The sequence below is a fragment of the Muribacter muris genome (assembly GCF_001038205.1).
Classification (GTDB): domain Bacteria; phylum Pseudomonadota; class Gammaproteobacteria; order Enterobacterales; family Pasteurellaceae; genus Muribacter; species Muribacter muris.
On record NZ_JWIZ01000004.1, the window covers coordinates 1 to 23,702 of the forward strand.

Sequence of the window (23,702 nt, forward strand, 5' to 3'; positions counted from 1 at the left end):
CAGTTTGTTTTGCTTGTACTGACTTAAACGACTTCTTCTCATAGGGATTATTCTAACCTGAAATTAGATTTCCCTAGTTATCTAGTACAGCCCCAATCCTAATGTTACCTGTACACGCGGTCTGATTTCTCCCCAATATTGCAAAACCTCGTATTTAGCGAGGTTTTCTTATTAGAAAGCCATAACCATTACACTGTAAATTCATAATGAAGGTTGATATTTTATGAAAGACAATGAATAATACCGCTATTTATTTAACGATATGACAGACTAGATTGCCAAAACCGATGCGGTTTTGGTTTCTTTTTGCATCAAAGAAGGAGTAATAATGCAACAAATTCCAATGACTGTTCGTGGCGAAGCCTTATTGCGTGAAGAGTTAGAGCATCTCAAAAATGTGCGCCGTCCTGAAATTATTAAAGCGATTGCCGAAGCCCGTGAACATGGTGATTTAAAAGAGAACGCCGAGTACCACGCAGCCCGTGAGCAGCAAGGCTTTTGCGAAGGGCGTATCCAAGAAATCGAGGGTAAATTAAGCAATGCCCAAATTATTGATGTAACCAAAATGCCTAATCAAGGTAAGGTGATTTTTGGTGCGACCGTAACGTTGCTCAACACTAACACCGAAGATGAAGTAACCTATCGGATTGTGGGCGATGACGAAGCCAATATCAAAGAGGGGCTTATTTCCGTCAATTCACCGATTGCCCGTGGTTTAGTCGGCAAAGAAGTGGACGACACCGTGAATATCAAAACACCAGGCGGTAATATTGAGTTTGATATTATTGAGGTAAATTACATCTAACGGCAATGATCAGCTTTGTTTTGCAAGAAAATTCGCTGAACCGACCGCTTGTTTCACCCTATAAAAGGAGCAGAAATGCTGACTAATTTTGAACTTGAACAGATACTCGATGAAAAACTCAACAGTAAAATGATTGCAGATTATGCCCCGAACGGTTTGCAAGTCGAAGGTAAACGGCAAATCCGTAAAATCATTACCGGCGTAACGGCAACTCTCCCGCTTATTGAGCAAGCGATAGCAAAACAAGCCGATGCCGTTTTGGTGCATCACGGCTATTTTTGGAAAAGTGAAAACCCGTGCATTCGGGGAATGAAAGGAAAGCGGATTAAGCAGCTATTGGCTAACGATATCAATTTATTTGCCTACCACCTGCCCCTTGATATTCACACAGAATTAGGCAATAACGCCCAACTTGCCAAACAGATTGGGGCGATCAACTTGCAAGGATTGGAAGATAAAGTCCACTCTATTCCGGCAGTAGCGGAATTTGAGCAACCGATTTCGGCAACGGAACTTGCCGAACGTTTGGAACGTGCACTCAAGCGCAAGCCAACGGTTTGCCACGAATTTACAGCGGAATTTCCACAAAAACGCATCAAAAAAGTGGGGATTTGTAGCGGTGGCGGACAAGGTTATATTGACTTAGCCTACCAAAAAGGTTGCGATGCATTTATCAGTGGCGAAATTTCCGAACAAACCACGCATTCCGCAAGGGAACAAGGCATTTATTATTTTGCCTGTGGGCATCACGCGACTGAACGAGACGGCGTGAAAGCACTAGGTGAATGGTTAGCCGAACACTATCAACTGGACGTGGAATTTATTGATATTGATAATCCCGCTTAATCGAACCAAAGTAAAAGGTCTAGCCAAATGGCTAGACCTTTTTGCTTAGGATTCAATATGACGTTCTGTATGCCCGGTGTAAATTTGTCTTGGGCGAACGATTTTGAGGCTCTCTTCGTTCATCTCTTTCCAGTTGGCAATCCAGCCGACCGTTCTCGCCAACGCAAAAATCACGGTGAACATTGAAGTCGGAATACCGATAGCCTGTAAAATAATGCCGGAATAGAAATCGACATTCGGGTAGAGTTTACGCTCAATAAAATACGGATCGCTCAATGCAATACGTTCTAATTCCATCGCCACTTCAAGCAACGGCGTGCTAACGCCTAGCTCTTTTAAGACTTCGTGGCAGGTTTCACGCATTACTTTTGCTCTCGGATCGTAATTTTTATAGACACGATGCCCAAAACCCATTAAGCGGAACGGATCGTTCTTATCTTTCGCACGGGCAACAAACTCCGGAATCCGATCGACCGAACCGATTTCCTGTAACATTTTAATACAGGCTTCGTTTGCGCCACCGTGTGCCGGCCCCCAGAGTGAAGCAATTCCCGCTGCGATACACGCAAACGGATTCGGGCCGGAAGAGGCAACGCCACGTACCGCTGAAGTTGACGCATTTTGTTCGTGATCGGCGTGTAGGGTAAAAATACGATCCATTGCACGTTCTATGACCGGATTGACCACATAAGGCTCACAAGGGGTTGCAAACATCATATACAAGAAATTGCCTGCATAAGATAAGTTATATTGCGGGTACATAAACGGACGACCGATGCTGTATTTATAACACATTGCCGCCAAGGTCGGCATTTTTGCTAACAACCGAATCGCCGTTTTATAACGGGAATCCTTACAATCAATTTTTAATTCATCATTATAGAAAGCGGCTAACGCACTACTCGCCGCACACATTACCGCCATTGGGTGAGAATCTCGACGGAAACCTTGGAACAGGCGGGTAAATTGTTCATTAACCATATAGTGAGATGAAATTTCTTTTTGGAACGCCGTCAATTGTTCGTCATTTGGCAACTCGCCTTCCAACAGTAAATAGGCGACTTCAAGATAGCTTTTGTGCATTGCTAACTCATCAATCGGGTAGCCACGGTGCAACAAAATACCTTCATCGCCGTCAATATAGGTAATGCTGGATTCGCATAATGCGGTTGAGGTTAAACCTTGATCATAGGTGAACAGTTGTTGTTTTTGTAATGCTTCCACGCCGATTGCATCATAGCCCAAATTACTTTGATAAACCGGTAAGGCAAATTGACGACCATCACTTAAACGCAATTCTGCGGTTAATGTTGGATGTAGTTTTGGCATAGAATCCTCCTGTTAGGTATTGTTCTCGTTACGAGCATTTTTATCATCTAAAACGAAAACAAGCGGTCGGTTTGCTTGTTTTCCCTGCAATCCGACCGCTTGTCGGATTAAGCAGCAGTTTGGAAAATCAGCCCTTCTGCTTTTTTCATATATTGATTAATTTGGTCAAAATTCATATAACGGTAGGTATCGTCTTTGTCATCAGCTAAATGCTCGACATAGTGCAGATACTCTTCTGGGGTTGGAATACGTCCCAGCAACGCACACACTGCCGATAGCTCTGCCGAGGCAAGATACACAAACGCACCTTTACCCATTCGGTTCGGGAAATTACGGGTAGAGGTGGAGATCACCGTTGCACCGTCCGCCACGCGGGCTTGATTGCCCATACAGAGTGAGCAGCCCGGAATTTCAATTCTTGCTCCGCTCTTACCGTAAATGCTGTAATAACCTTCTTCGGTTAATAGTGCGGCGTCCATTCGTGTTGGCGGTACAATCCACAAGCGTGTCGGGATCATTCCTTGATACTGATTGAGCAATTTCCCTGCGGCACGGAAATGCCCGATATTCGTCATACAAGAACCGATAAACACTTCATCAATCTTGTTGCCTTGCACTGCGGACAAGGTGCGGGCATCGTCCGGATCATTCGGCACACATAAAATCGGTTCTTTAATTTCATTGAGATCGATCTCAATCACGGCGGCGTATTCCGCATCTTCATCTGCTTCCAATAACGTTGGGTTTTCCAACCACGCTTCCATTGCACGAATCCGACGTTCAAGAGTGCGTACATCGCCGTAGCCTTCGGCAATCATCCATTTCAACAGAACAATATTGGAATTGAGGTATTCAATAATCGGTTCTTTGTCTAACTTAATCGTACAAGCGGCTGCCGAGCGTTCCGCCGACGCATCGGAAAGTTCAAATGCCTGCTCGACTTTCAGATGCTCTAGCCCTTCAATTTCTAAAATGCGACCGGAGAAAATATTTTTCTTGCCCGCTTTTTCAACGGTGAGTAAGCCTTGTTGAATGGCATAGTACGGAATAGCGTGCACTAGATCCCGCAACGTAATACCCGGTTGCATTTCACCTTTAAAGCGAACCAACACTGACTCCGGCATATCTAACGGCATTACCCCCGTTGCTGCCGCAAAGGCGACCAAACCTGAACCGGCAGGGAAAGAAATCCCGATAGGGAAGCGAGTATGCGAGTCGCCGCCCGTACCAACGGTGTCTGGTAACAACATTCGGTTGAGCCAAGAGTGGATAACGCCATCACCAGGACGAAGGGACACACCGCCACGGTTCATAATAAAATCAGGCAATGTATGGTGGGTAACCACATCTACCGGCTTCGGATAGGCTGCCGTATGGCAGAATGATTGCATCACCAAATCCGCTGAAAAGCCCAAGCAAGCGAGATCTTTTAATTCATCACGGGTCATTGGGCCGGTGGTATCTTGTGAGCCGACACTGGTCATTCTTGGTTCGCAATACTGTCCGGCACGAATGCCCTCTACCCCGCAAGCTCTACCGACCATTTTCTGAGCGAGAGTATAGCCCTTGCTGTTTTGCGCAGAGGTTTGCGGTTTGACGAACACATCGCTTTCCGGCAAACCAAGTTCAAGGCGGGCTTTGTGGGTTAAGCCTCGTCCGATAATCAATGGAATCCGACCGCCTGCCCGCACTTCATCAAGCAATACGTCAGTTTTTAAACTAAATTCGGCAATCACTTCTTCGCTATTATGCTTGCAAATTTTACCTGCGTAAGGATAAAGGTCGATCACATCGCCCATATTCAAGCGGCTGACATCGACTTCAATCGGTAACGATCCTGCATCTTCCATTGTATTGAAAAAAATCGGGGCGATCTTACCGCCTAACACCACGCCGCCGGCACGTTTATTCGGGATATACGGAATATCATCGCCCATCAACCACAGCACAGAGTTCGTTGCCGATTTACGGGAAGAACCTGTGCCGACCACATCACCGACATACACCAACGGGAAGCCTTTTTGTTTCAACTCGGCAATCTGTTTCATCGGCCCAATCACGCCTGCTTGATCGGGAATAATACCGTCCCGCTCATTTTTTAACATTGCTAAAGCGTGCAACGGAATGTCAGGGCGAGACCACGCATCTTGTGCCGGAGAGAGATCATCGGTATTGGTTTCCCCCGTTACTTTAAACACCGTTAAAGTGATTTTTTCGGCGAGTTTTGGGCGGGATAAAAACCACTCCGCATTTGCCCAAGAGTGCAAAATTTGCTGTGCAAACGGGTTACCTTTTTTGGCTTTATCGGCAACATCGTGGAAGTTATCAAACATCAGCAGGGTCGTAGAAAGGGATTCAACGGCGAGGGGAGCAAGTTCAGGATTATCCAATGCGTTGAGCAGTGGTTCAATATTATAGCCGCCTTGCATTGTGCCGAGCAGTTTAACGGCATCTTGGGCGGAAATCAGCGGTGAAGTTGCATCACCATTGATTAAAGCGGATAGAAACGAGGCTTTTACATACGCCGCTTCGTCCACCCCTGCCGGAATGCGATGGCAGAATAACTCCAACAAAAATGCACCGTCATTTTCCAAGGGCGCTTTTAACAATTCTATCAATTGCGCTGTTTGCTCCGCATTAAGCGGTAACGGAACAACACCTTGTTTGGCACGTTCATCAACGTGTGCTTGATATTCGGTTAAGAATGACATAATTCAGATCTCCACTTCAAAAATAAATGGGTAAAATGAAAGATAGGGCAATCATAGCAAAGGGGGCTAAAATAACAAGCCATTTACACAATAATTTTTACATTTTGATAACAACTTCACAAAATTCATTAAAATGACTTGCCAAGCCCGATATAAAGCTAAAATCACACCACCTTTCGTTTTAAACAAGGACAATTTTTAAATAAAAAACCGCCTATCACCTTTCAATGACAGACGGCTTCATTTAAGAAAAATGTAAAATTTTACATATTTGCAACAATATCTTGTGCAAATTCAGCGGTAGAACGGAGGGTTGCACCCTCTAATGTTTCCGCAAAATCAAATGTTACCGTCTTATTCGCAATGGTCTGAGAAACGGCTTTCACAACTAAATCCGCCGCTTCCACCCAACCTAAATGCCGGAGCATCATTTCGCCGCTGAGAATAATCGATCCCGGATTGGCTTTATTCTGCCCTGCAATTTTCGGTGCTGTACCGTGAGTCGCTTCAAAAATAGCGGCTTCAAAGCCGATATTCGCCCCCGGCGAAATCCCGATACCGCCCACTTGAGCCGCTAAGGCATCGGAGATATAGTCTCCGTTCAAGTTAAGGGTTGCAATCACATCATAATCCGTTGGGTGCAATAAAATTTCTTGTAAAAACGCATCGGCAATGCTGTCTTTAATCACAATCTCACGACCGGTCTTCGGATTTTTTAATCTATGCCAAGGTCCGTTATCAATTGGCTCTGCCCCAAATTCTTTCGCCACTTGGTAGCCCCACTCTTTGAAAGCCCCTTCGGTAAATTTCATAATATTGCCTTTATGCACGAGCGTAAGCGATGATCGATCGTTATCGATTACATATTGCAATGCCGCACGCACCAAGCGTTGTGTACCTTGCTTAGACACCGGCTTAATCCCTATGCCGCACTCTTGTGGGAAACGGATTTTTTTCACGCCCATTTCATTTTGTAAAAAGGCGATCACTTTGTCTGCCTCTTGCGAACCGGCTGCCCACTCTACGCCGGCGTAAATATCTTCGGAATTTTCACGGAAAATTACCATATCGACTAATTCAGGGTGTTTCACCGGACTTGGTGTCCCCTCGTAGTAGCGAATCGGGCGTAGGCAGTTATATAGATCCAACCCTTGACGCATTGCCACATTTAACGAGCGAATCCCACCGCCGACCGGTGTCATCAGCGGCCCTTTAATCGCAATATGGTAGGTTTTAATCAGTTCAAGGGTTTCGTCCGGCAGCCACGTATTTTCGCCATAAACTTGATTGGCCTTTTCGCCGGCATAAATTTCCAACCACTCAATTTTGCGGGAGCCACCATAGGCTTTTTCCACCGCCGCATCAATCACAACCCGCATTGCCGGCGTAACATCGACACCGATGCCGTCCCCCTCAATAAAAGGGACAATCGGACGGTTCGGGACATTTAACGAGCCGTCTTGATTTAAGGTAATTGCTTGACCGTCCGTTGGGGGAGTTACTTTGTGTTGCATTGTCGTTTCCTCAATAATTGTTAAACCACTGGCAAGTGCCGAAACTGCGTTATGCACCGTTGCCTAACCATTCACCCAAGTATAATCATTTTTTCGGCATAGCATCACAAATAATTTACAAAATTGTGAATTACTTAACAAAATTGTTGAAATCTCGGCAAAACAAGCGGTCAATTCCCTGGGATTTTTTACCAAAAACGGCGTAACATTTCGTGTATAATATCGCCTCGCATTCTTTTAATATGGAAACACAATATGTATAAAAATCTTATCACTACTGCCCTGCTGCTGAGCTTACCTCATCTTGCGGCTGCTCAAACGGCACTTGAGCCAATCAATGTCTATTCCGCCTATGCCGCACCGGTCAATCAGGATAAAACCGCTTCATCGGTTACGGTTTTAACCGAAAAAGAGTTCACTGCCCGCAATGCGACCTACGTCAGTGATGTATTAAAAACCGTGCCGGGCGCTGCATTTATCGCCTACGGCGGACGAGGCACATTAACCAACCTCTATTTACGGGGTGCAAATACGAATCAGGTTGCGGTGGTAATTGACGGGGTGAAAATGTCGCCGGTCGATAATATGGGATTTAACTTTGGCGGGTTGCCGTTAAGCAATATTGATCGCATTGAAGTGCTGCGAGGCGAGCAATCTGCCCTTTGGGGATCCGATGCAATGGGCGGCGTGATTTATATCACCACCAAAAGCGGCTTATACCAAGATAAAGGCTTCAATCTCGATGTCGATTTAGGCACGGGATCGCACCGCACCCGAGATGCTTCGGCAACGCTTTCAGGGCATCAAAACGGTTTTTACTACGCTTTACACGGCGACAGCCACCGCACCCGCGGCATTTCCGCAAAAAGTACCTCTCATTTCCACTATCAATCCGTTACCGGCACGCATTTCCAAACGGGTGGTGCAGTCGAAAAAGATCGCTTCCATAAAGATAATGCCTCATTGAAAATTGGCTTTGATGACGGCAAAAAAGGCGTTGAACTTTTGACGAACCACGCCTCTCAAACCTTCGCTTTTGATAACAGCATCAACCACGAAACACGTTTTGACGACAACAGCCGTATCCGAGAAACCTTGTTTAAATTAAGCGGTTATGTGGGGGGTGACGACGATATTGTCAAACAGAAAGTCAGCGTAAGCCATCTTAAAACGGACAGCGACACAACCTCGGTCGGACATTCCGCCTATGATGCTAAAAAACTCAATGCTAATTATCAATTAGATATTCACTTCGATCGTGAGGGCGATATCACACAAGCGGTCAGTTTGTTGGGTGAATATCAAAAAGCCGATTACCTTTCAAGCAATTATAACGGCGCAGAGAAAAAGCTGATTGAGAAAAGTATTGCGGCAGAATACCGCCTATTTAGCCAAGCGGATCATAGTTTGGCGATTAGCGGACGCTTTACCGATAACGATCGCTATCAAAATGCGTGGACAGGTCGAATTGCCGGTGCTTATCGTGTCTCGCCTCATCTCAAAGCACACGCAAGTTTAGGCACAGCCATTCAAAATCCGACCATTACCGACTATTTCGGCTATTTCGGCACATACCAAGCCAATCCGACACTCAAACCGGCAAAAAGCCTTGGCGGTGATCTCGGTGTATTGCTGGAAAGCAGCGACAAAGCCCACAGCTTAGATTTGACCTATTTTGCCCGTAATGTGAAACAGTTCATCAGTGCCAATTCAACCTATACGCAATCCATTAACCTTGACGGCACAACCCAAATCAAAGGGGTGGAAATTGCTTATACGGGTAAATTCAGCCAAACCTTAAGCGGATTTGCCAACTACACTTACACTAACGCACACAATAGTCAAAAAATGGCGTTACCTATGCGGCCAAAACACACGGCAAACGCAGGGTTAAGCTACCAAATCACCGATAAACTCGGTTCAAACGTCAGCCTGTCTTATGTCGGTAAACGCATTGATACCTACCCGCACCGCACCAAAATGCCGTCTTATACCTTGGTGAACGTTGGTGTGAACTATCAGCTCGTGCCTAGCCTCAACGTGTATGCGAACCTCAATAACCTGTTCGACAAACAATATGAAAACCACCTTGACTACGGTCAAGACGGGCGTAATATTTACGTCGGGCTAAAAGGCAGCTTCTAATTTGCCTGTTTTGTTCTCCGGGACGCACAGCGTCCCTCTTTTTGAAAACGTCTTAGCGCAAAGCAAATGATGAAATATCTTTATCTTCTGCCCCTTCTGTTGTTATCCGTTACCGATGGGCGGGCGGAGCAATTTGTTTCTCTCACCCTGTGTAGCGACCGCCTGCTGATTGAAATTGCCCGTTCTGAACAAATTGCAGCGATGTCCGCTTATTCAAAAAAACCACTGATGATGTTGGATAAAGTGAACACGGATAAGCCTGCTCTTGAAGCACAGCTCACCGCACTACTGCCCTATTTGGATAAAACCATTCTGCTCAATACGCAATTCTACCCGCAACTAACCGCCGATTTAACCCGATTGGGCGTGAAGATTATCCCGATTAACGACAGCCCCCAAACTCCGGAACAACTGTTTGCTTTGATACGCCAACTCGGCGAACTGACCGATAATACGGCGCACGCCGAACGGCTGATTTCACAGCTAACATTGCAAGATTTTGCCCTTAACTCACCGCTTACCGATACGCTCGTTATCTCAGAAACCGGTGTGGCGGACACCAACCAACCGCCCTACCGCACCCTGTTAAATTTACTTGGATTAACGCCGCTCAATAGCGATCTCCCTGTGCAAGATCTCTCCCTTGAGAAGATTTTACTCAGCCAACCGAACTGGCTGATTTCATTAACGGATAAACAGACCTACAACGCTCAATCCGCATTGCTCACCCATTCGGCATTACAAAAAATCTTCGCTAACCGACCGCTTGCCACCCTACCGATGAAATACATCTATTGCTTTGATCACGGTATTTGGCAAGGGGCGGAAAGGCTTTATCGGCAGATGAAGTAAAACAACTTGCCTTTATAGCGAGGCTTCGCAATTAACATATAAATTAGAAATTGAAAGATAAAAATCAACATAGATTTGGCATTGATATGCAGCGAATTTCTATCGTAAACTAGTGTTAAATTAACTTTCTTTACAATTATTTTTAAACCTACTAACTATTAGAAGAATATATAACAGACAACAGAATATATTTTAGATACAAATAAAAAATAATGATGAAATCTTATAGAACAATATTTCACTCCAATAAATTAAACAGCATTTTACTCTTATGTCTGCTTTTAATTGTTATATTGGCAGCCAATCACCAACTTGATAACTTCGCCGTCCTACGCAATGCCGAAGGTATCATCAGCGATTTCCGCCCGCTCGTGCTATGGGATATTCGCCTGCCCCGCTTATTATTAGCAGTGATTACCGGAGCAAGTCTGGCATTAGCCGGCAATGCAATGCAGGGCGTTTTCCAAAATCCCCTCGCCACTCCCGGTTTACTCGGTAGTGCTAACGGTGCAACCACCGTCAGCGTCTTTCTGCTCTACTACTTTTCCATTCCTGCTGGCTTATTGCTTCTCGGCGGTGTACTGGGGGCATTAATCAGCTTTGCATTCGTCTATCTGATTGCCCATAAGCAAGGCACAACGGTGATGATTTTAAGCGGCATAGCAGTCAATATGCTATTAGGCTCGGCAATCGCCCTACTACTTTCCAATGCAGAAAGCCCGTGGGCATTGGCAGAACTCTATCGCTGGCTACAAGGCTCGTTGGTTTGGGTAAAAATGGATACCTTGCTCTTGTCGCTCCCGATTATTATGCTCGGCTGCTTATGCCTTTATCGGCAACGCCGCTATCTTGATTTACTCACACTCGGCGAAGAAACGGCTGCCACAATGGGTATCGACCCGAAGCGTAGCTTTTTTATCACCGCACTTGGCGTGGCACTGCTGGTTGGCGCAACCATTCCACAAACGGGGACGATCGGCTTTATCGGCTTAATTGCTCCCCATTTTGCCCGAATGTTACTCAAAAAACGTCCGTCCCAACTTTATGTGAGCAGTGCGTTAATCGGGGCTTTATTACTGCTCATTGCCGATCTTAGCGTGCAATATCTCCCCCTATTCTCACATATCTACATTGGGACGCTTACTGCGATTATTGGCGCGCCCGTGCTGATTTGGATTTTATTCACACAACAACGTAGGCTTGCCCGTGATTAAGGTTGAAAATGTTAGCCAGCCCTACGGCTTAGCCAATGTAAGCTGCCATATCCCACAGGGCAAATTAGTCGGCATAATGGGGGCAAACGGTGCAGGCAAATCCACCCTATTGAAAAGTATTGCCGGCATCTTACCGCTTGCAAGCGGTCAAATTTGGCTAAATGGTTGCAAATTAACCGAAATGACCGCCCGCCAAAAAAGCGAACAGTTGGCGTATTTAGCCCAAACTACCGCCATTCAATGGGATCTCTCCGCCTATGACGTGATTGCTTTAGGCTTACCTTATCCACTTTCCTCTGCTAAAGAGCAGGAAAAAGTGCGGTCGATTTCAGACCGATTTTCTGTTTCTGCCTTATTAGATAAGCCCTTTCAGCAACTGTCAGGCGGTGAAAAAGCCCGTGTGCAACTGGCGCGTTGCTGCATTAAAGAGGCACCATTACTGCTTGCCGATGAGCCGATCGCCCCGCTCGATCCTTATTATCAAATCGACATAATGGAACAGCTTAAATCCCTCACCCCCAAACAAACGTGCGTGGTAGCAATCCATCATTTATCCCTTGCCTATAAATTTTGCGATGAAGTGATTTTGCTTGATAAAGGCAAAGTGTTAGCCTATGGCGAAACGCAAGCGGTGCTAAATGCTGAAAATCTTGCAAAAGCTTTTGGTGTGCGTGCCGAATTTGATGTAGTGCGAAAAGGAATGTTTTGTGTAGAGAAGTTGGAATGATGATTCCAACTTCTGGTTTTTTTAGGGGAATTGGAAGTTGATATGATGATAATATGAGGTGTATGCATGTTGTTGATTTTCTTAATACTTAGAATAATTTTTCAACAAACGGTCAAAATAATCTTCGCCTAAGAAAGTGCCGTTTTCCATACGCTCACGATCTAATACATAATAATACTAGCTCATTGATGAAATTGCGTTGCTCGCATAGAATTGACTTGATACCCAACAAAAATCACCTCATTAAGATTGTAATGTTTAGTATTGTAGTTCTTGCCGCCGGTGGCAGTTACCGAGAAAATCTCGGTAACTGAAAACGAGCCAAGTTCTCATGATTTAAAGATATTCTTTAAGTGTAGCGACACCTTATCTCTTGAACATTCAAAAAGTTCAGCAATACCTTTCCTAGTAAACCAAATTTCATCATTTTCATACTGTACTTCAATGCTTTGAACGCCAGTTTGATTGGTGAAAATAAGAAATTCAGCGGTACTATTTCGAATAAATGTAACCACTTGCGAGGAGATTGTCGAATAGAAAAATTCAGGAATAGTTTACAAGTAATCAAATTTGCTCAACATTTTACAAATTATTAAAAGCCATCGTTTTAATCTTCAGAAAATAGGGAGTTCAATCAACTTAGACATTTCTTTGATGCCTCTAACATAGAATGAGTAACAGCTTTCTGCTTTTTTTCGATCTTTCCAAGATTTTAGATAGTCATTAACTGGTATCATTCTTTTTGGATTAGAGCTAAATATCCTATTAATGTATTTCCTTTCAGCCTCTTCACTTTCATGAGCAATATAATTTCGGATTGCTACCAAATCCTTGAAAACATTTGAGTAATTTTGGTCGGAAATTAAAATCTCAAAAGGATTTTTATTATTTTTGAATATATGCTGGGATAATTTTTCTATTTTAGACATGTACTCTATATATGATCGTTCTCCTTTTAAGAAAGCCTTAAAATGTGATTCATCATCAAATTTTAATCTTCTTATATCTTCTGAGCCAAAAGGTTTAGTAGAATATTCAACAAATTTATATATAAGAAATTTTTCAAATTTAATCCAACACCTAAAGATTGCTATATCATAACAATCTTTTTCTTGGGCCCATTCATTTTGCTCATTTATATATGATTCGAATGTATCAATATTCATATTATTTACCTAAAAGTTTAGATAATTTTAGGATTCGTTCTTGTCTCTTGTTTTTATCAGTTGTATGTTTTCTATGTAGTTCATTAAGCTCTTGATAAATAGCTTTTTCCTCTTGAGTCATTGTAGATTCTTTGGATAATGCATTTTCAATATTAGAAATAAAATTTTCTAACTGATTCTTTAAATTGTTTTTTTTAATAAAAGATGTCAATTCAGAAATATTTATTGGCAAATCACATATGAAATTATTTTTTATTGCTAAAATACAGAATAAACTATAAAAATAATTTTTATTGCTAAATATATTACTTCTAGTAAATAATGAGAAAATATCGAAAATCTCTTCCATTACAACCTCAAATTTTTCTATAAAAATAGAAGATTCTCTAAATTCAAGATTAAACTCCTCATATATTCCATCAATATAGTTAGGGGTTTCAGATACTATACCTTTGATTAATAAAATTAAAAGTGAATTAATTAACTCAGCATCTTTCATTCTAGAAGCTTCTTTTTCAGTAATAATCTTATTATCAATAAAAAAAGATCTATATTTTGAAAGTAATTGATAAACAATAACTTTAAAATCTCCCCAATACTTAGAATTCCTGATCTCTTGTTTATTTAGCACTACATTGTTTGAATTTAATCTAGAAAACATATCATAAATAACAGAATCATTTTCTTCATTTATAACTTGAGCAATAATTTCATATTGTAAAATTTCTCTTTTAAAATCATCATTAAGTTGACTAAAATACATATCACCAACTTCTGGGTTGTGTTTTTTCATTATATAAAATGATTCATTTTGTACAAAATCAATAATTGCTCTTAGTCTTTGTTGCCCATCTATAACTTCTCTATTATTTTTTCTAGTAGAAATATCAACTCGTTGATGCAAAAAAATAGGTGGGATAGGCATCCCCCTTATTATTGTATCAATTAAGTAAGATTTGGCATTATCGTTCCAAACGCTGTTTCTTTGGTATTTTGGAGAATAATTAATTTCTCCTTTTGAATACCATTCAGCAATATCACTAATTTGTACAATTTTGGCAGTAAATTTTTTTTGCATATGTTACCTCTTAAGTTAAAATGAAAACTTAGATTTTGAGCTAGGGCCATTATAACATCATATCTATTTTTTTAAATATAATCAAAGAAGTTTTAGAAATACTACTGAATATACGGAAATGGAATTTAGTTTTTATTTCATCACCACCCCCAACCACTTCTCCACCTCTTTCTCTCCCCAGCCTTTCCTTTTCGCATAATCCTTCGCCTGATCTTCATCAATTCTTCCCAATGTGAAGTAATTAGAAGCAGGGTGGGTGAAATACCAGCCGCAAACAGATGCCGCGGGCCACATTGCGTAGCTTTCGGTGAGTTTCATTCCGATGCGTTGTTCGACTTCGAGTAAATCCCAGATGATCTGTTTTTCGGTGTGTTCGGGGCAGCTTGGATAGCCTGGGGCGGGGCGGATGCCGACATATTCTTCTCGGATCAAGCGGGTGTTTTCAAAGGTTTCTTTGCTATAACCCCACACTTTTGTACGCAGTTCAAAATGCAGATATTCCGCCATTGCTTCGGCGAGGCGGTCGCCGACCGCTTGCAGTAGGATAGCGTTGTAATCGTCCCCTGCGGCTTTGTAGCCTTCGACTAAATCGTGTTCCTCAATCCCTGCACAGACGGCAAACATTCCGAACCAATCCTGTTTTCCGCTCTCACGGCTGGCGATGAAATCACACAAACACAGGTTGTACGGGCTTTTGCTATTTTTGCCCCGTTCGCCCTGCTGACGTAAATGGTAGGCTTTGCCTACGACTAAAGTGCGGTCAGCATTTTGGTAGATTTCAATATCATCACCCACGCTGTTAGCAGGGAAAATCCCCATTACGCCGCTTGGGTTGAGTTTGCGGTTTTGTTCGAGTTCGTCCAACACTTTTTGCGCATCATTATAGACTTTGCGGGCTTCTTCTCCGCCTTCAGGGTAATCAAAAGCATCAGGGTAGCCGCCCATCAAGCCCCATAAGCGGAAAAACGGCGACCAGTCGATAAATTTTCGCAGCGTGGCAATAGGCACATTTTTATATTCGATAATGCCGGTTTGATTTGGCACAGGGACTTGATAATCCGCCCATTCGCCACTGAATCCGTCAAAACGGTTTGCCCGTGCCGCCTCAATCGGTAACTGCTTGCGAGGGGCTTTTTTATTGGCAAACGCCTGTTGAATTTGCTCGTACTCTTTTTTCGTTCTCGCCCACAATTCCGCTTTGGTATCGGGGTTCATTAAGGCAGCACACACGGTTACAGCACGGGAGGCGTTGGTGGTGTAAATCACTTCGTGTTGATATTTCGGGTAAAGTTTAATCGCCGTATGCTCTTTGGAAGTCGTCGCCCCGCCGATAATCACCGGAATATTGAGGTTGAGACGGTTCATTTCGCCTAAAAAATACTCCATTTCATCAAGGGACGGGGTGATTAAGCCGCTCAAGCCGATAATATCCGCTTTTTCCCTGATCGCTGTGTCGATAATTTTATCCGCCGGTACCATCACGCCAAGGTCAATCACCTCAAAATTGTTACATTGCAGCACCACACTCACAATATTTTTACCGATGTCGTGCACATCGCCTTTCACGGTCGCAATCACCACTTTGCCGCTGCTTGAGCCTTTTTGTTTGGTGGCATTGATAAACGGCTCTAAATAGGCAACCGACTGTTTCATTACCCGAGCGGATTTCACCACTTGCGGCAGGAACATTTTGCCGTCCCCGAACAGATCGCCCACCACGTCCATTCCAGCCATTAGCGGCCCTTCAATCACCTCCAGCGGTGAGCTGAACTGCTGGCGGGCTTCTTCGGTATCTTCAATAATAAAATTGGTGATCCCTTTCACCAAAGCGTGTTTTAAGCGTTCTTCTACCGCCCACGTCCGCCATTCCGCCACGCTGTTATCCTCGTTGCAAGCGGTCTGATTACGGTATTTTTCTGCAATATCCAACAAACGTTCGGTCGCATCACTACGGCGGTTTAACACCGCATCTTCCACCACTTCACGCAATTCCGGATCGAGATCGTCATAAATCGCTAACTGCCCGGCATTGACAATCCCCATATCCATTCCCTGCTTAATGGCGTGATAGAGGAACACGGCGTGAATAGCTTCCCGCATTGGATTATTGCCCCGAAACGAGAACGATACGTTCGACACACCGCCGGAAATCTTGGCGTGAGGCAAGGTTTGCTTAATCCGCCCCGTTGCATTGATGAAATCCACTCCGTAGTTATTGTGTTCCTCAATCCCCGTACCAATCGCAAAAATATTCGGGTCGAAAATAATATCTTCCGGCGGAAAACCGACTTGATCAACCAAGATCCGATAAGCACGGGTACAAATTTCGACCTTACGTTCTTCCGTATCCGCCTGCCCGACTTCATCAAACGCCATCACCACCACAGCCGCACCGTAACGGCGGACTAATTTGGCTTGTCGGATAAATTTTTCCTCTCCCTCTTTGAGCGAGATGGAGTTCACAATCCCTTTGCCTTGAATGGACTGCAAGCCTGCTTCAATCACTTCCCATTTTGACGAGTCGATCATAACCGGCACTTTTGCCGCTTCCGGTTCGGTCGCCATAATGTTGAGAAAACGGGTCATACATTTTTGGCTGTCGAGCAATGCCTCGTCCATATTGACGTCAATCACCTGCGCCCCGTTTTCCACTTGATCGATCGCAATTTCAATCGCTTCTGCAAATTTTTCTTCTTTAATCAAGCGTTTGAATTTTGCCGAACCGGTAACATTGTTCCGCTCACCAACGTTCACAAAGAGGCTCTCATCATCAATCGTCAGCGGCTCTAAACCCGACAAACGCATTGCGGTTTTAATGCTAGGAAGTGGACGAGGTTTTACCCCCGCCATTGCCTCTGCAAAGGCTTTGATATGCTCAGGTGTCGTGCCGCAACAGCCGCCGACAATATTGAGAAAGCCGTTTTGCGCCCACTCTTTGAGCTGTGCCGCCATTTCAGCCGCACCCAAATCGTAACCGCCGAAGGCATTCGGCAAGCCGGCATTCGGGTGTGCCGACACATAACATTCGCAAATTTTCGACAGTTGCTCCATATATTGACGCAACTCTTTCGGGCCAAGCGCACAGTTCAAGCCAAAACTGATCGGCTTAACGTGGCGGAGTGAGTTATAAAACGCTTCTGTTGTCTGCCCTGACAAGGTACGCCCCGATGCATCGGTGATCGTGCCGGAAATCATAATCGGTAATTCTACGCCCAGTTCTTCAAACACGGTGTCAATGGCAAAGGCAGCCGCTTTCGCATTCAGAGTGTCAAAAATCGTTTCGATCAACAACAGATCTGCCCCACCTTCGATCAGCCCTCGTGCTGCCTCGGCGTAGGCTTCAACAAGCTGCATAAAGGTAATGTTACGAAAACCGGGGTCGTTCACATCGGGTGAAATTGAGGCGGTGCGGTTAGTCGGGCCTAACACACCGGCAACAAAGCGTGGTTTGTCCGGCGTGGCATATTTATCCGCCGCTATACGTGCTAATTTTGCGCCGGCAACATTCAGCTCATAAGCGACCGCTTGCAGATCGTAATCGGCTTGGGCAATGGTAGTCGCACTGAAAGTATTGGTTTCAATAATATCTGCGCCTGCCTCAAGGTATTTTTCGTGAATGGCGGAAATCAATAAAGGCTGGGTAAGGGTCAGTAAATCATTATTGCCACGCAAATCAATCGGACTATCGGCAAAACGCTCGCCTCGGAAATCGGCTTCGGTCAGCTTATATTTTTGGATCATCGTCCCCATTGCACCATCTAAAATTAAAATGCGTTGGGCGAGGGCGTGTTTTAAGGCGGAAGTTGCGTTGCTTGGCATAATCATTTCTCATTTTCTCTTTGTGGAAACCGCATAGTAGGAAGATGCTCTCACGCTGTCAAATGTTATCTTTACAAGCCGGCTTTTTTGCCTAAAACCACTCAATACTACCGCGACACCAAGCTATAAATTGCAGCTCTTAGGGCAAAAATTTGCCGAAAACCGACCGCTTGTTCCCCCTATTTTTAGCGGATTATGAATTTTATTCATACAAAAATGAAAATAATCAAATTGACATTCGCTAACCTTGTCGATAAAGTTTAGCCATCTAAACGGCTAAAGACCGTCTAGTGTGCAAACTAAACATTATACAAATAAGGGCATAAAATGCCCAACACAGAAAAAGGATAGCCTATGAGTTATGCAAAAGAAATTGACCTATTAAATCAAAGCGTTGCCGATTTAAACGGCAATATCAATGTCTCTTTTGAGTTTTTTCCTCCGAAAAATGAAAAGATGGAAAATCTGCTCTGGGAGTCTATCCACCGTCTAAAAGTGCTAAAACCGAAGTTTGTCTCTGTTACCTACGGGGCAAATTCAGGCGAGCGGGATCGCACCCACTCCATCGTGAAAACCATTCAACAACAAACGGGTATTATCTCTGCGCCGCACTTAACCGGCATTGACGCTACACCGGATGAGCTACGCCAAATCGCCCAAGATTACTGGGACAGCGGCATTCGTCATATTGTCGCACTAAGAGGAGACGAACCGCCGGGCTATACCAAAAAGCCCTTCTACGCTTCCGATTTGGTCGCCTTATTAAAAGAGGTTGCCGATTTCGATATTTCCGTAGCCGCCTACCCCGAAGTTCACCCCGAAGCCAAATCTGCTCAATCGGATCTGCTCTATTTGAAACAAAAGGTTGATGCGGGTGCAAACCGTGCTATTACCCAATTTTTCTTTGATATTGACAGCTATCTGCGTTTCCGTGATCGCTGTGCTACTGTTGGCATTGATGTGGAAATCGTACCGGGTATTTTGCCGGTTTCTAACTTCAAACAGCTTGAAAAAATGGCGAAAATCACCAATGTGAAAATCCCAAGTTGGATGCCGAAAATGTATCAAGGCTTAGAAGAAGACCAAACCATCCGCAACCTTGTTGCCGCCAGCATTGCGATTGATATGGTTAAAGTCTTGTCAAAAGAAGGCGTGAAAGATTTCCACTTCTACACCCTCAACCGCTCCGAGCTGACCTACGCTATTTGCCACACGCTGGGTGTTCGTCCGTAATTAAATATTTCCCCTTTGGGGAAAGCAATTTTCATTTAATTGTCAAATAAGGATACTAAAGTATCCTTATTTGATTTGTAAATTTTTCTCAATATCCTACCGCTTGTCTCACTATTGATGTTAATCAGTCAGAAGCGTGTACAAAATTTCAGCCATTATTTTGTGAAACAGTTCACACTTTCTAAGTAATCCCTTTGGATTATGATTAAAACAGTTTATATTTATACCTAATATTGTTTAAAAAGCATAACTTAACTCAGGAGAAATTAAAATGACATCGAAAAAAGTAACACATTGGATCATTGAACCAAAAGGCAAACAACCTGCACATATAGGTGCTTCCGTCATTCACCCTGACGGTTCGGTAGGCACAGTTGTTGGCGGTCAATCTTCCGTGAGTTTTGGTGGTAAACCCGCAGCTTGTGTCGGCGATAAGGTCGAATGCCCCGGTCATACCGGCGTCATTATACAAGGCGCAAAATCTGTTTCTATTGGCGGCAAATCTTTAGCTCGTGAAGGCGATAAAACCAGTTGTGGCGGAATTATTATGAATGGCTTTCCAACCATAACAGTCAATGATCTCACTAAGACAATTCACGGTAAAAGTGAGGCGGAACACACCAAGGAAATTAAATTAAGCCTTTTCCAATCTGCACATTCTAAACAAAGCAGCTATATTGGTATGCCTTATCGGGTCTTTATTGAAGGCAAAGAAATTGGTCAAGGCATTATAGACAATGAAGGCGCACTCTATTTTGAAATAAAAGATTCAGACAGCCAAGGCGAAATTTTATTAGGCAACGGTCAATCCTACCAAATTAAATTAGTAGATAGCATAGCCCCCCAAGAAAACGCCCAAGGCTACCCCTATCTACCAACTCAACCAGAAGCCTTAGAAAAGGCAGATGCATACCGGCAGCTACTCAAGGATAGTGAAAATGACTAGCCCGGTTATTACTATCTCCAAACTAACTTGCGAAGGGCAGGCTTCGCAAGATTGGTTTTATTATAAAGATAATACTATTTCAGACGAGCCTTATCGGCAGCCTGTTGAATCAACTATCCGATATTTAATTAACGGAGAAGAGGCTTTTGGAACGCTTTATGAACAGTTATCTAAGGCAGAGAAATCTATTGATATTGCTATTTGGGGATTCCAGCCGTCAATGTTTTTTAAACGAGACGGAAACAGCATTTGTATTGGTGATTTATTGATCCAAAAAGCGCAAAAAGGCGTTCAAGTCAAAGTCTTAGTATGGAGTATGTGGTTTAATCTACAAACATTCAAAGAAGCCAATCTAGGAAATATGCCGGAGCTTTATCGGTGGCAAAAAAAAGGCGAAGACGGTGTTACTTCGGAACAAAGAGAATATGACTACTGGTGGTATCAAGCCATTAAAGGTGAGATCAATATCCAAGAGCAATCTTATCTAGCAAAATTAGATTATCGAAAAAAGCTGCCCTATCAGTTTCAACAACTTTATCTATTTAGTCGTTCCCCTGCTCGTTTAAACTTGCAATTTAAAAAACGTAACGTTGAAAAAACCACCAATGCCTACCCCAAAGAAAGTAATTTGCCTTTTTGGAATCAATTTGTGCTGTGGGCGACACCTACACATCATCAAAAGAGCGTCTTAATTGATTACGAAATCCCTGAAAAAGCCGTGGGCTTTATCTTAGAACACAATATGCTAGATAACTATTGGGATAATAACAATCATCTTGTCGAACGGAATGATAAAGGGCAAATTTTAACCCAACCTGCAAATATCGGGCGGAATGTCCCAATCCCGTTACAAGATATCTCCAGTTTAGTTACTGGCAAAATCCTGTGGGATATCAATCATAACTTTTGCCAATCTTGGGATCGATCAGCAACCACAATCAATCTACCCGATTTATGGGACAGGCAAGCCCAACGTGCCTATGATGAAAAACTTGCTCCCAAACGCCCAATGGCAAGAGAAGCATTTCCCCCTCGCAAAGAATATGGCAAATTACTAATGGCACAGGTACTCCGTACTTATGATAATCCTCAAGAAGAAGATATTCGCCGGATGTATCTACAAAATATCACCAAAGTTACCCAATTTATTTATACGGAAAATCAATACTTCCGATGGCCGGAACTTGTCCGCCGATACAAAACTCACTGGGAAACACTCAAAGAAAACAATCGGGACATTGCACAGCCCATTTATTGGTTTGCCATTACTAATTCTAGTGATTTAGGGTTGGGCGATGGCACTTACAACACAAATGAAATGCTGAAATTGCTTGGGCGACAAGATGTGATGCCCGGCGTTGCCACTCATCTAGATCAAACCCAAGCTGAGGAAGCAAAACAAACCTATCGTAAATACGATCAATTCCAAAAAGAAATGGAAACCTATGAAAGCCAACTGGAAAAACTAGAGCGTAAAACCCTGTCTAATTCTAAAGAATACGAAAATATCAAAACAAAAATGGCAGAACTGGAACAGAAAAAACGGGAAGCGCTCCAACAAGATTATGAACAAATTAAGCAACTGAAAAAAGACATTGCCGACACGGTGGGGATTAAAGCCCATATCTGTACATTAGTTGCCCAAGGGGATTGGCAAGAGGTCTATATCCACTCCAAAGTTACCATTATGGATGATGTCTTTACCTTCCTTGGCTCTGCTAATTTGAATACCCGTAGTATGCAAGTCGATACCGAATTGGGCGTAATTACCGAATGCAAAGCCACTTCCAGCCAATTACGCCAAGCTCTATGGGGATTGCATACGGGAGATGATTATAAAGCTAATCCTAAAAATATAGACATTAAAGAAATAAAAGAAGTATTTGATAAATGGGGGATTATGATGGATAAAAATAGAGATGCTAAAAATAGCCAGAGGTTGCCCTTACATGCTTTATATGAATTTCTACGTTTAACCACTACAATATCCAAGGCGGACTAACTATGAAGAAAAGATTTTATCTCTTAATTGCTGCCAGCAACCTATTTATCGGCTGTAGCCCAAACTATGCAAACACGGAGTCTAAAATGTCCAATCCAACCGCACAATACCAAGACTTAACCTTTGAGTGCCGACACGAAATTCGCCCTCCTCTCTCACCCGAGACCCAGCAACTTTATCTCTACGCACTCTATCACGACCTCCATAATATGTGGAACGGTAAAAAAGGCGATGAAATATGGCAAAAAATGGCTACTCTATATCGGATCGCCGCATATAACGGCGATTATAAAGCTAATCTTCGCTTACAATGGCTAATTGAAACCGGGCGGGTCGCCGTTAAAAAACCACAAACCGAAGTCTATCTTCTCAATAAAGAGCTAGAAAAACAGCTACCCGCTACCGCTATGTACAAACTCTACTATCATCTAGACAGCCGCTACGGTGTCAGCACTAAACCCGGCGGTCAATTTGCCTACCTCAGAAAAGCTGCCGATATGGGGAGCCGTGAGGCGCAATATGAATTAGGTGAAATGTTAATTAACATTCAAGATAAATCATCTTACCCAGTTAGAAAAGCATTAAGGGAGCAGCTATTAGCTTGCTCTGCCGCACAAGGAAATGGTGATGCTGCTAAATGGCTAGGTATTAGATTTCAAGCAGAGCAAAAATATTCAGATGCTGTAAAAATGTTCCATCAAGGAGCTAAAAATGGCAATATCCCATCGGCATTTAGTCTCTGGAGCGGATTTCTTCCAGATGCAAAAAAAAATAAAGAGTATATTGGGGTAACATCCGATTTAGAGCGTTCAAAACGTTACCATATTATTTACAATTTTCTCTCTGACTATGAATTTCTCCAACCCAAAGTCCCCGATTTAGACGATATCGTCCCACTCCCTCCCGCTAAATTACCCGCTTGGGACGGTAAAATTGCCTTTCAACGTTGGTATGAAGGCAGCCTCCCCACAAAACCCGCCGATGAATTAATCCAAAAACTCGCTCAAAAAGCAGGGTTAGATTGGCAAACGGGACTACCCATTAAAAAATAACCACCGATAACAATAAACCTGCCCGACTTCCACAATGTCGGGCTGACTTCGGAGCAACTTATGAAAATATCTTTCACTTTTGTCGCTATCTTCACTTTTCTGACCGCTTGCACTCCTTCACAGGCACAAAAAAGTACCAAAATGCCTAATCCAACCGCACAATACCAAAACTTAACCTTTGAGTGCCGACACGAAGATCGCCCTCCTCTCTCACCCGAGACCCAGCAACTTTATCTCTACGCACTCTATCACGACCTCCATAA

General features: G+C 43.4%; 17 protein-coding genes and 1 pseudogene. 11 read left to right on the forward strand and 7 right to left on the reverse strand.

What is annotated here, in order from left to right:
• Positions 1-328 precede the first annotated feature (328 nt).
• On the forward strand, positions 329-805 hold the full coding sequence (gene greA, locus RO21_RS01135) for a transcription elongation factor GreA (protein WP_047975966.1): 477 nt from the start codon (positions 329-331) through the stop codon (positions 803-805).
• Positions 806-880: 75 nt separating this feature from the next.
• Positions 881-1,651 carry a Nif3-like dinuclear metal center hexameric protein gene (locus RO21_RS01140; protein WP_047975967.1) on the forward strand — a complete coding sequence of 257 codons (771 nt, stop codon included), beginning with the start codon at positions 881-883 and terminating at the stop codon, positions 1,649-1,651.
• Between the two features lie 45 nt (positions 1,652-1,696).
• On the opposite strand, the gene RO21_RS01145 is transcribed toward RO21_RS01140, so the two are convergent.
• The 3 genes from RO21_RS01145 to icd all read right to left on the reverse strand — a co-directional run bounded on the left by RO21_RS01145 (position 1,697) and on the right by icd (position 7,205).
• Positions 1,697-2,980, reverse strand: a complete 1,284-nt coding sequence (locus RO21_RS01145) for a citrate synthase (RefSeq protein WP_047975968.1) — start codon at positions 2,978-2,980, stop codon at positions 1,697-1,699.
• Between the two features lie 107 nt (positions 2,981-3,087).
• Positions 3,088-5,691 carry a bifunctional aconitate hydratase 2/2-methylisocitrate dehydratase gene (gene acnB / locus RO21_RS01150; protein ID WP_047975969.1) on the reverse strand — a complete coding sequence of 868 codons (2,604 nt, stop codon included), beginning with the start codon at positions 5,689-5,691 and terminating at the stop codon, positions 3,088-3,090.
• 263 nt (positions 5,692-5,954) lie between these two features.
• Positions 5,955-7,205 carry an NADP-dependent isocitrate dehydrogenase gene (gene icd / locus RO21_RS01155; RefSeq protein ID WP_047975970.1) on the reverse strand — a complete coding sequence of 417 codons (1,251 nt, stop codon included), beginning with the start codon at positions 7,203-7,205 and terminating at the stop codon, positions 5,955-5,957.
• A gap of 255 nt (positions 7,206-7,460) precedes the next feature.
• Here icd and RO21_RS01160 point away from each other — a divergent pair, with 255 nt between their 5' ends.
• From RO21_RS01160 to RO21_RS01175, 4 genes are all read left to right on the forward strand, one after another.
• Positions 7,461-9,350 (forward strand): TonB-dependent receptor plug domain-containing protein, encoded by a 1,890-nt coding sequence (locus tag RO21_RS01160; protein ID WP_047975971.1) that lies wholly within the window; start codon positions 7,461-7,463, stop codon positions 9,348-9,350.
• A gap of 66 nt (positions 9,351-9,416) precedes the next feature.
• Positions 9,417-10,202, forward strand: a complete 786-nt coding sequence (locus RO21_RS01165; RefSeq protein ID WP_047975972.1) for a substrate-binding domain-containing protein — start codon at positions 9,417-9,419, stop codon at positions 10,200-10,202.
• A 212-nt stretch (positions 10,203-10,414) separates the two neighbouring features.
• A complete protein-coding gene (locus RO21_RS01170; RefSeq protein ID WP_420911982.1) occupies positions 10,415-11,416 on the forward strand; it encodes a FecCD family ABC transporter permease in 1,002 nt (333 codons plus the stop codon).
• Positions 11,409-12,143, forward strand: a complete 735-nt coding sequence (locus tag RO21_RS01175; protein WP_047975974.1) for an ABC transporter ATP-binding protein — start codon at positions 11,409-11,411, stop codon at positions 12,141-12,143. Before RO21_RS01170 ends, RO21_RS01175 begins: the two co-directional genes overlap by 8 nt.
• Positions 12,144-12,325: 182 nt before the next feature.
• Here RO21_RS01175 and rhuM read toward each other — a convergent pair whose 3' ends face one another.
• From rhuM to metH, 4 genes are all read right to left on the reverse strand, one after another.
• Entirely contained in the window at positions 12,326-12,445 is a 120-nt protein-coding gene (gene rhuM, locus RO21_RS13295) for a RhuM family protein (protein WP_241482346.1), read from the reverse strand.
• 312 nt (positions 12,446-12,757) lie between these two features.
• The gene (locus tag RO21_RS01180; protein WP_047975975.1) at positions 12,758-13,309 is read right to left on the reverse strand and encodes a hypothetical protein; all 552 of its coding nucleotides are present in this window, start codon (positions 13,307-13,309) and stop codon (positions 12,758-12,760) included.
• Position 13,310: 1 nt separating this feature from the next.
• On the reverse strand, positions 13,311-14,387 hold the full coding sequence (locus RO21_RS01185) for a DUF262 domain-containing protein (RefSeq protein ID WP_047975976.1): 1,077 nt from the start codon (positions 14,385-14,387) through the stop codon (positions 13,311-13,313).
• Positions 14,388-14,519: 132 nt separating this feature from the next.
• The gene (metH, locus tag RO21_RS01190) at positions 14,520-18,206 is read right to left on the reverse strand and encodes a methionine synthase (protein ID WP_047975979.1); all 3,687 of its coding nucleotides are present in this window, start codon (positions 18,204-18,206) and stop codon (positions 14,520-14,522) included.
• A gap of 354 nt (positions 18,207-18,560) precedes the next feature.
• Between metH and metF the strand changes: the two genes are divergently transcribed.
• The 5 genes and pseudogenes from metF to RO21_RS13305 all read left to right on the forward strand — a co-directional run.
• Positions 18,561-19,439: a methylenetetrahydrofolate reductase gene (metF, locus tag RO21_RS01195; RefSeq protein WP_047975977.1), complete on the forward strand. Its 879-nt coding sequence runs from the start codon at positions 18,561-18,563 to the stop codon at positions 19,437-19,439.
• Between the two features lie 271 nt (positions 19,440-19,710).
• Complete coding sequence (locus RO21_RS12050) at positions 19,711-20,385, forward strand: PAAR domain-containing protein (protein WP_053067692.1); 675 nt, start codon at positions 19,711-19,713, stop codon at positions 20,383-20,385.
• A complete protein-coding gene (locus RO21_RS13300) occupies positions 20,378-22,387 on the forward strand; it encodes a phospholipase D-like domain-containing protein (protein ID WP_047975978.1) in 2,010 nt (669 codons plus the stop codon). Before RO21_RS12050 ends, RO21_RS13300 begins: the two co-directional genes overlap by 8 nt.
• A gap of 86 nt (positions 22,388-22,473) precedes the next feature.
• Positions 22,474-23,439 carry an SEL1-like repeat protein gene (locus tag RO21_RS01210; RefSeq protein WP_047975981.1) on the forward strand — a complete coding sequence of 322 codons (966 nt, stop codon included), beginning with the start codon at positions 22,474-22,476 and terminating at the stop codon, positions 23,437-23,439.
• 60 nt (positions 23,440-23,499) lie between these two features.
• Positions 23,500-23,702, forward strand: a pseudogene (locus tag RO21_RS13305) (hypothetical protein); the annotation flags it as partial.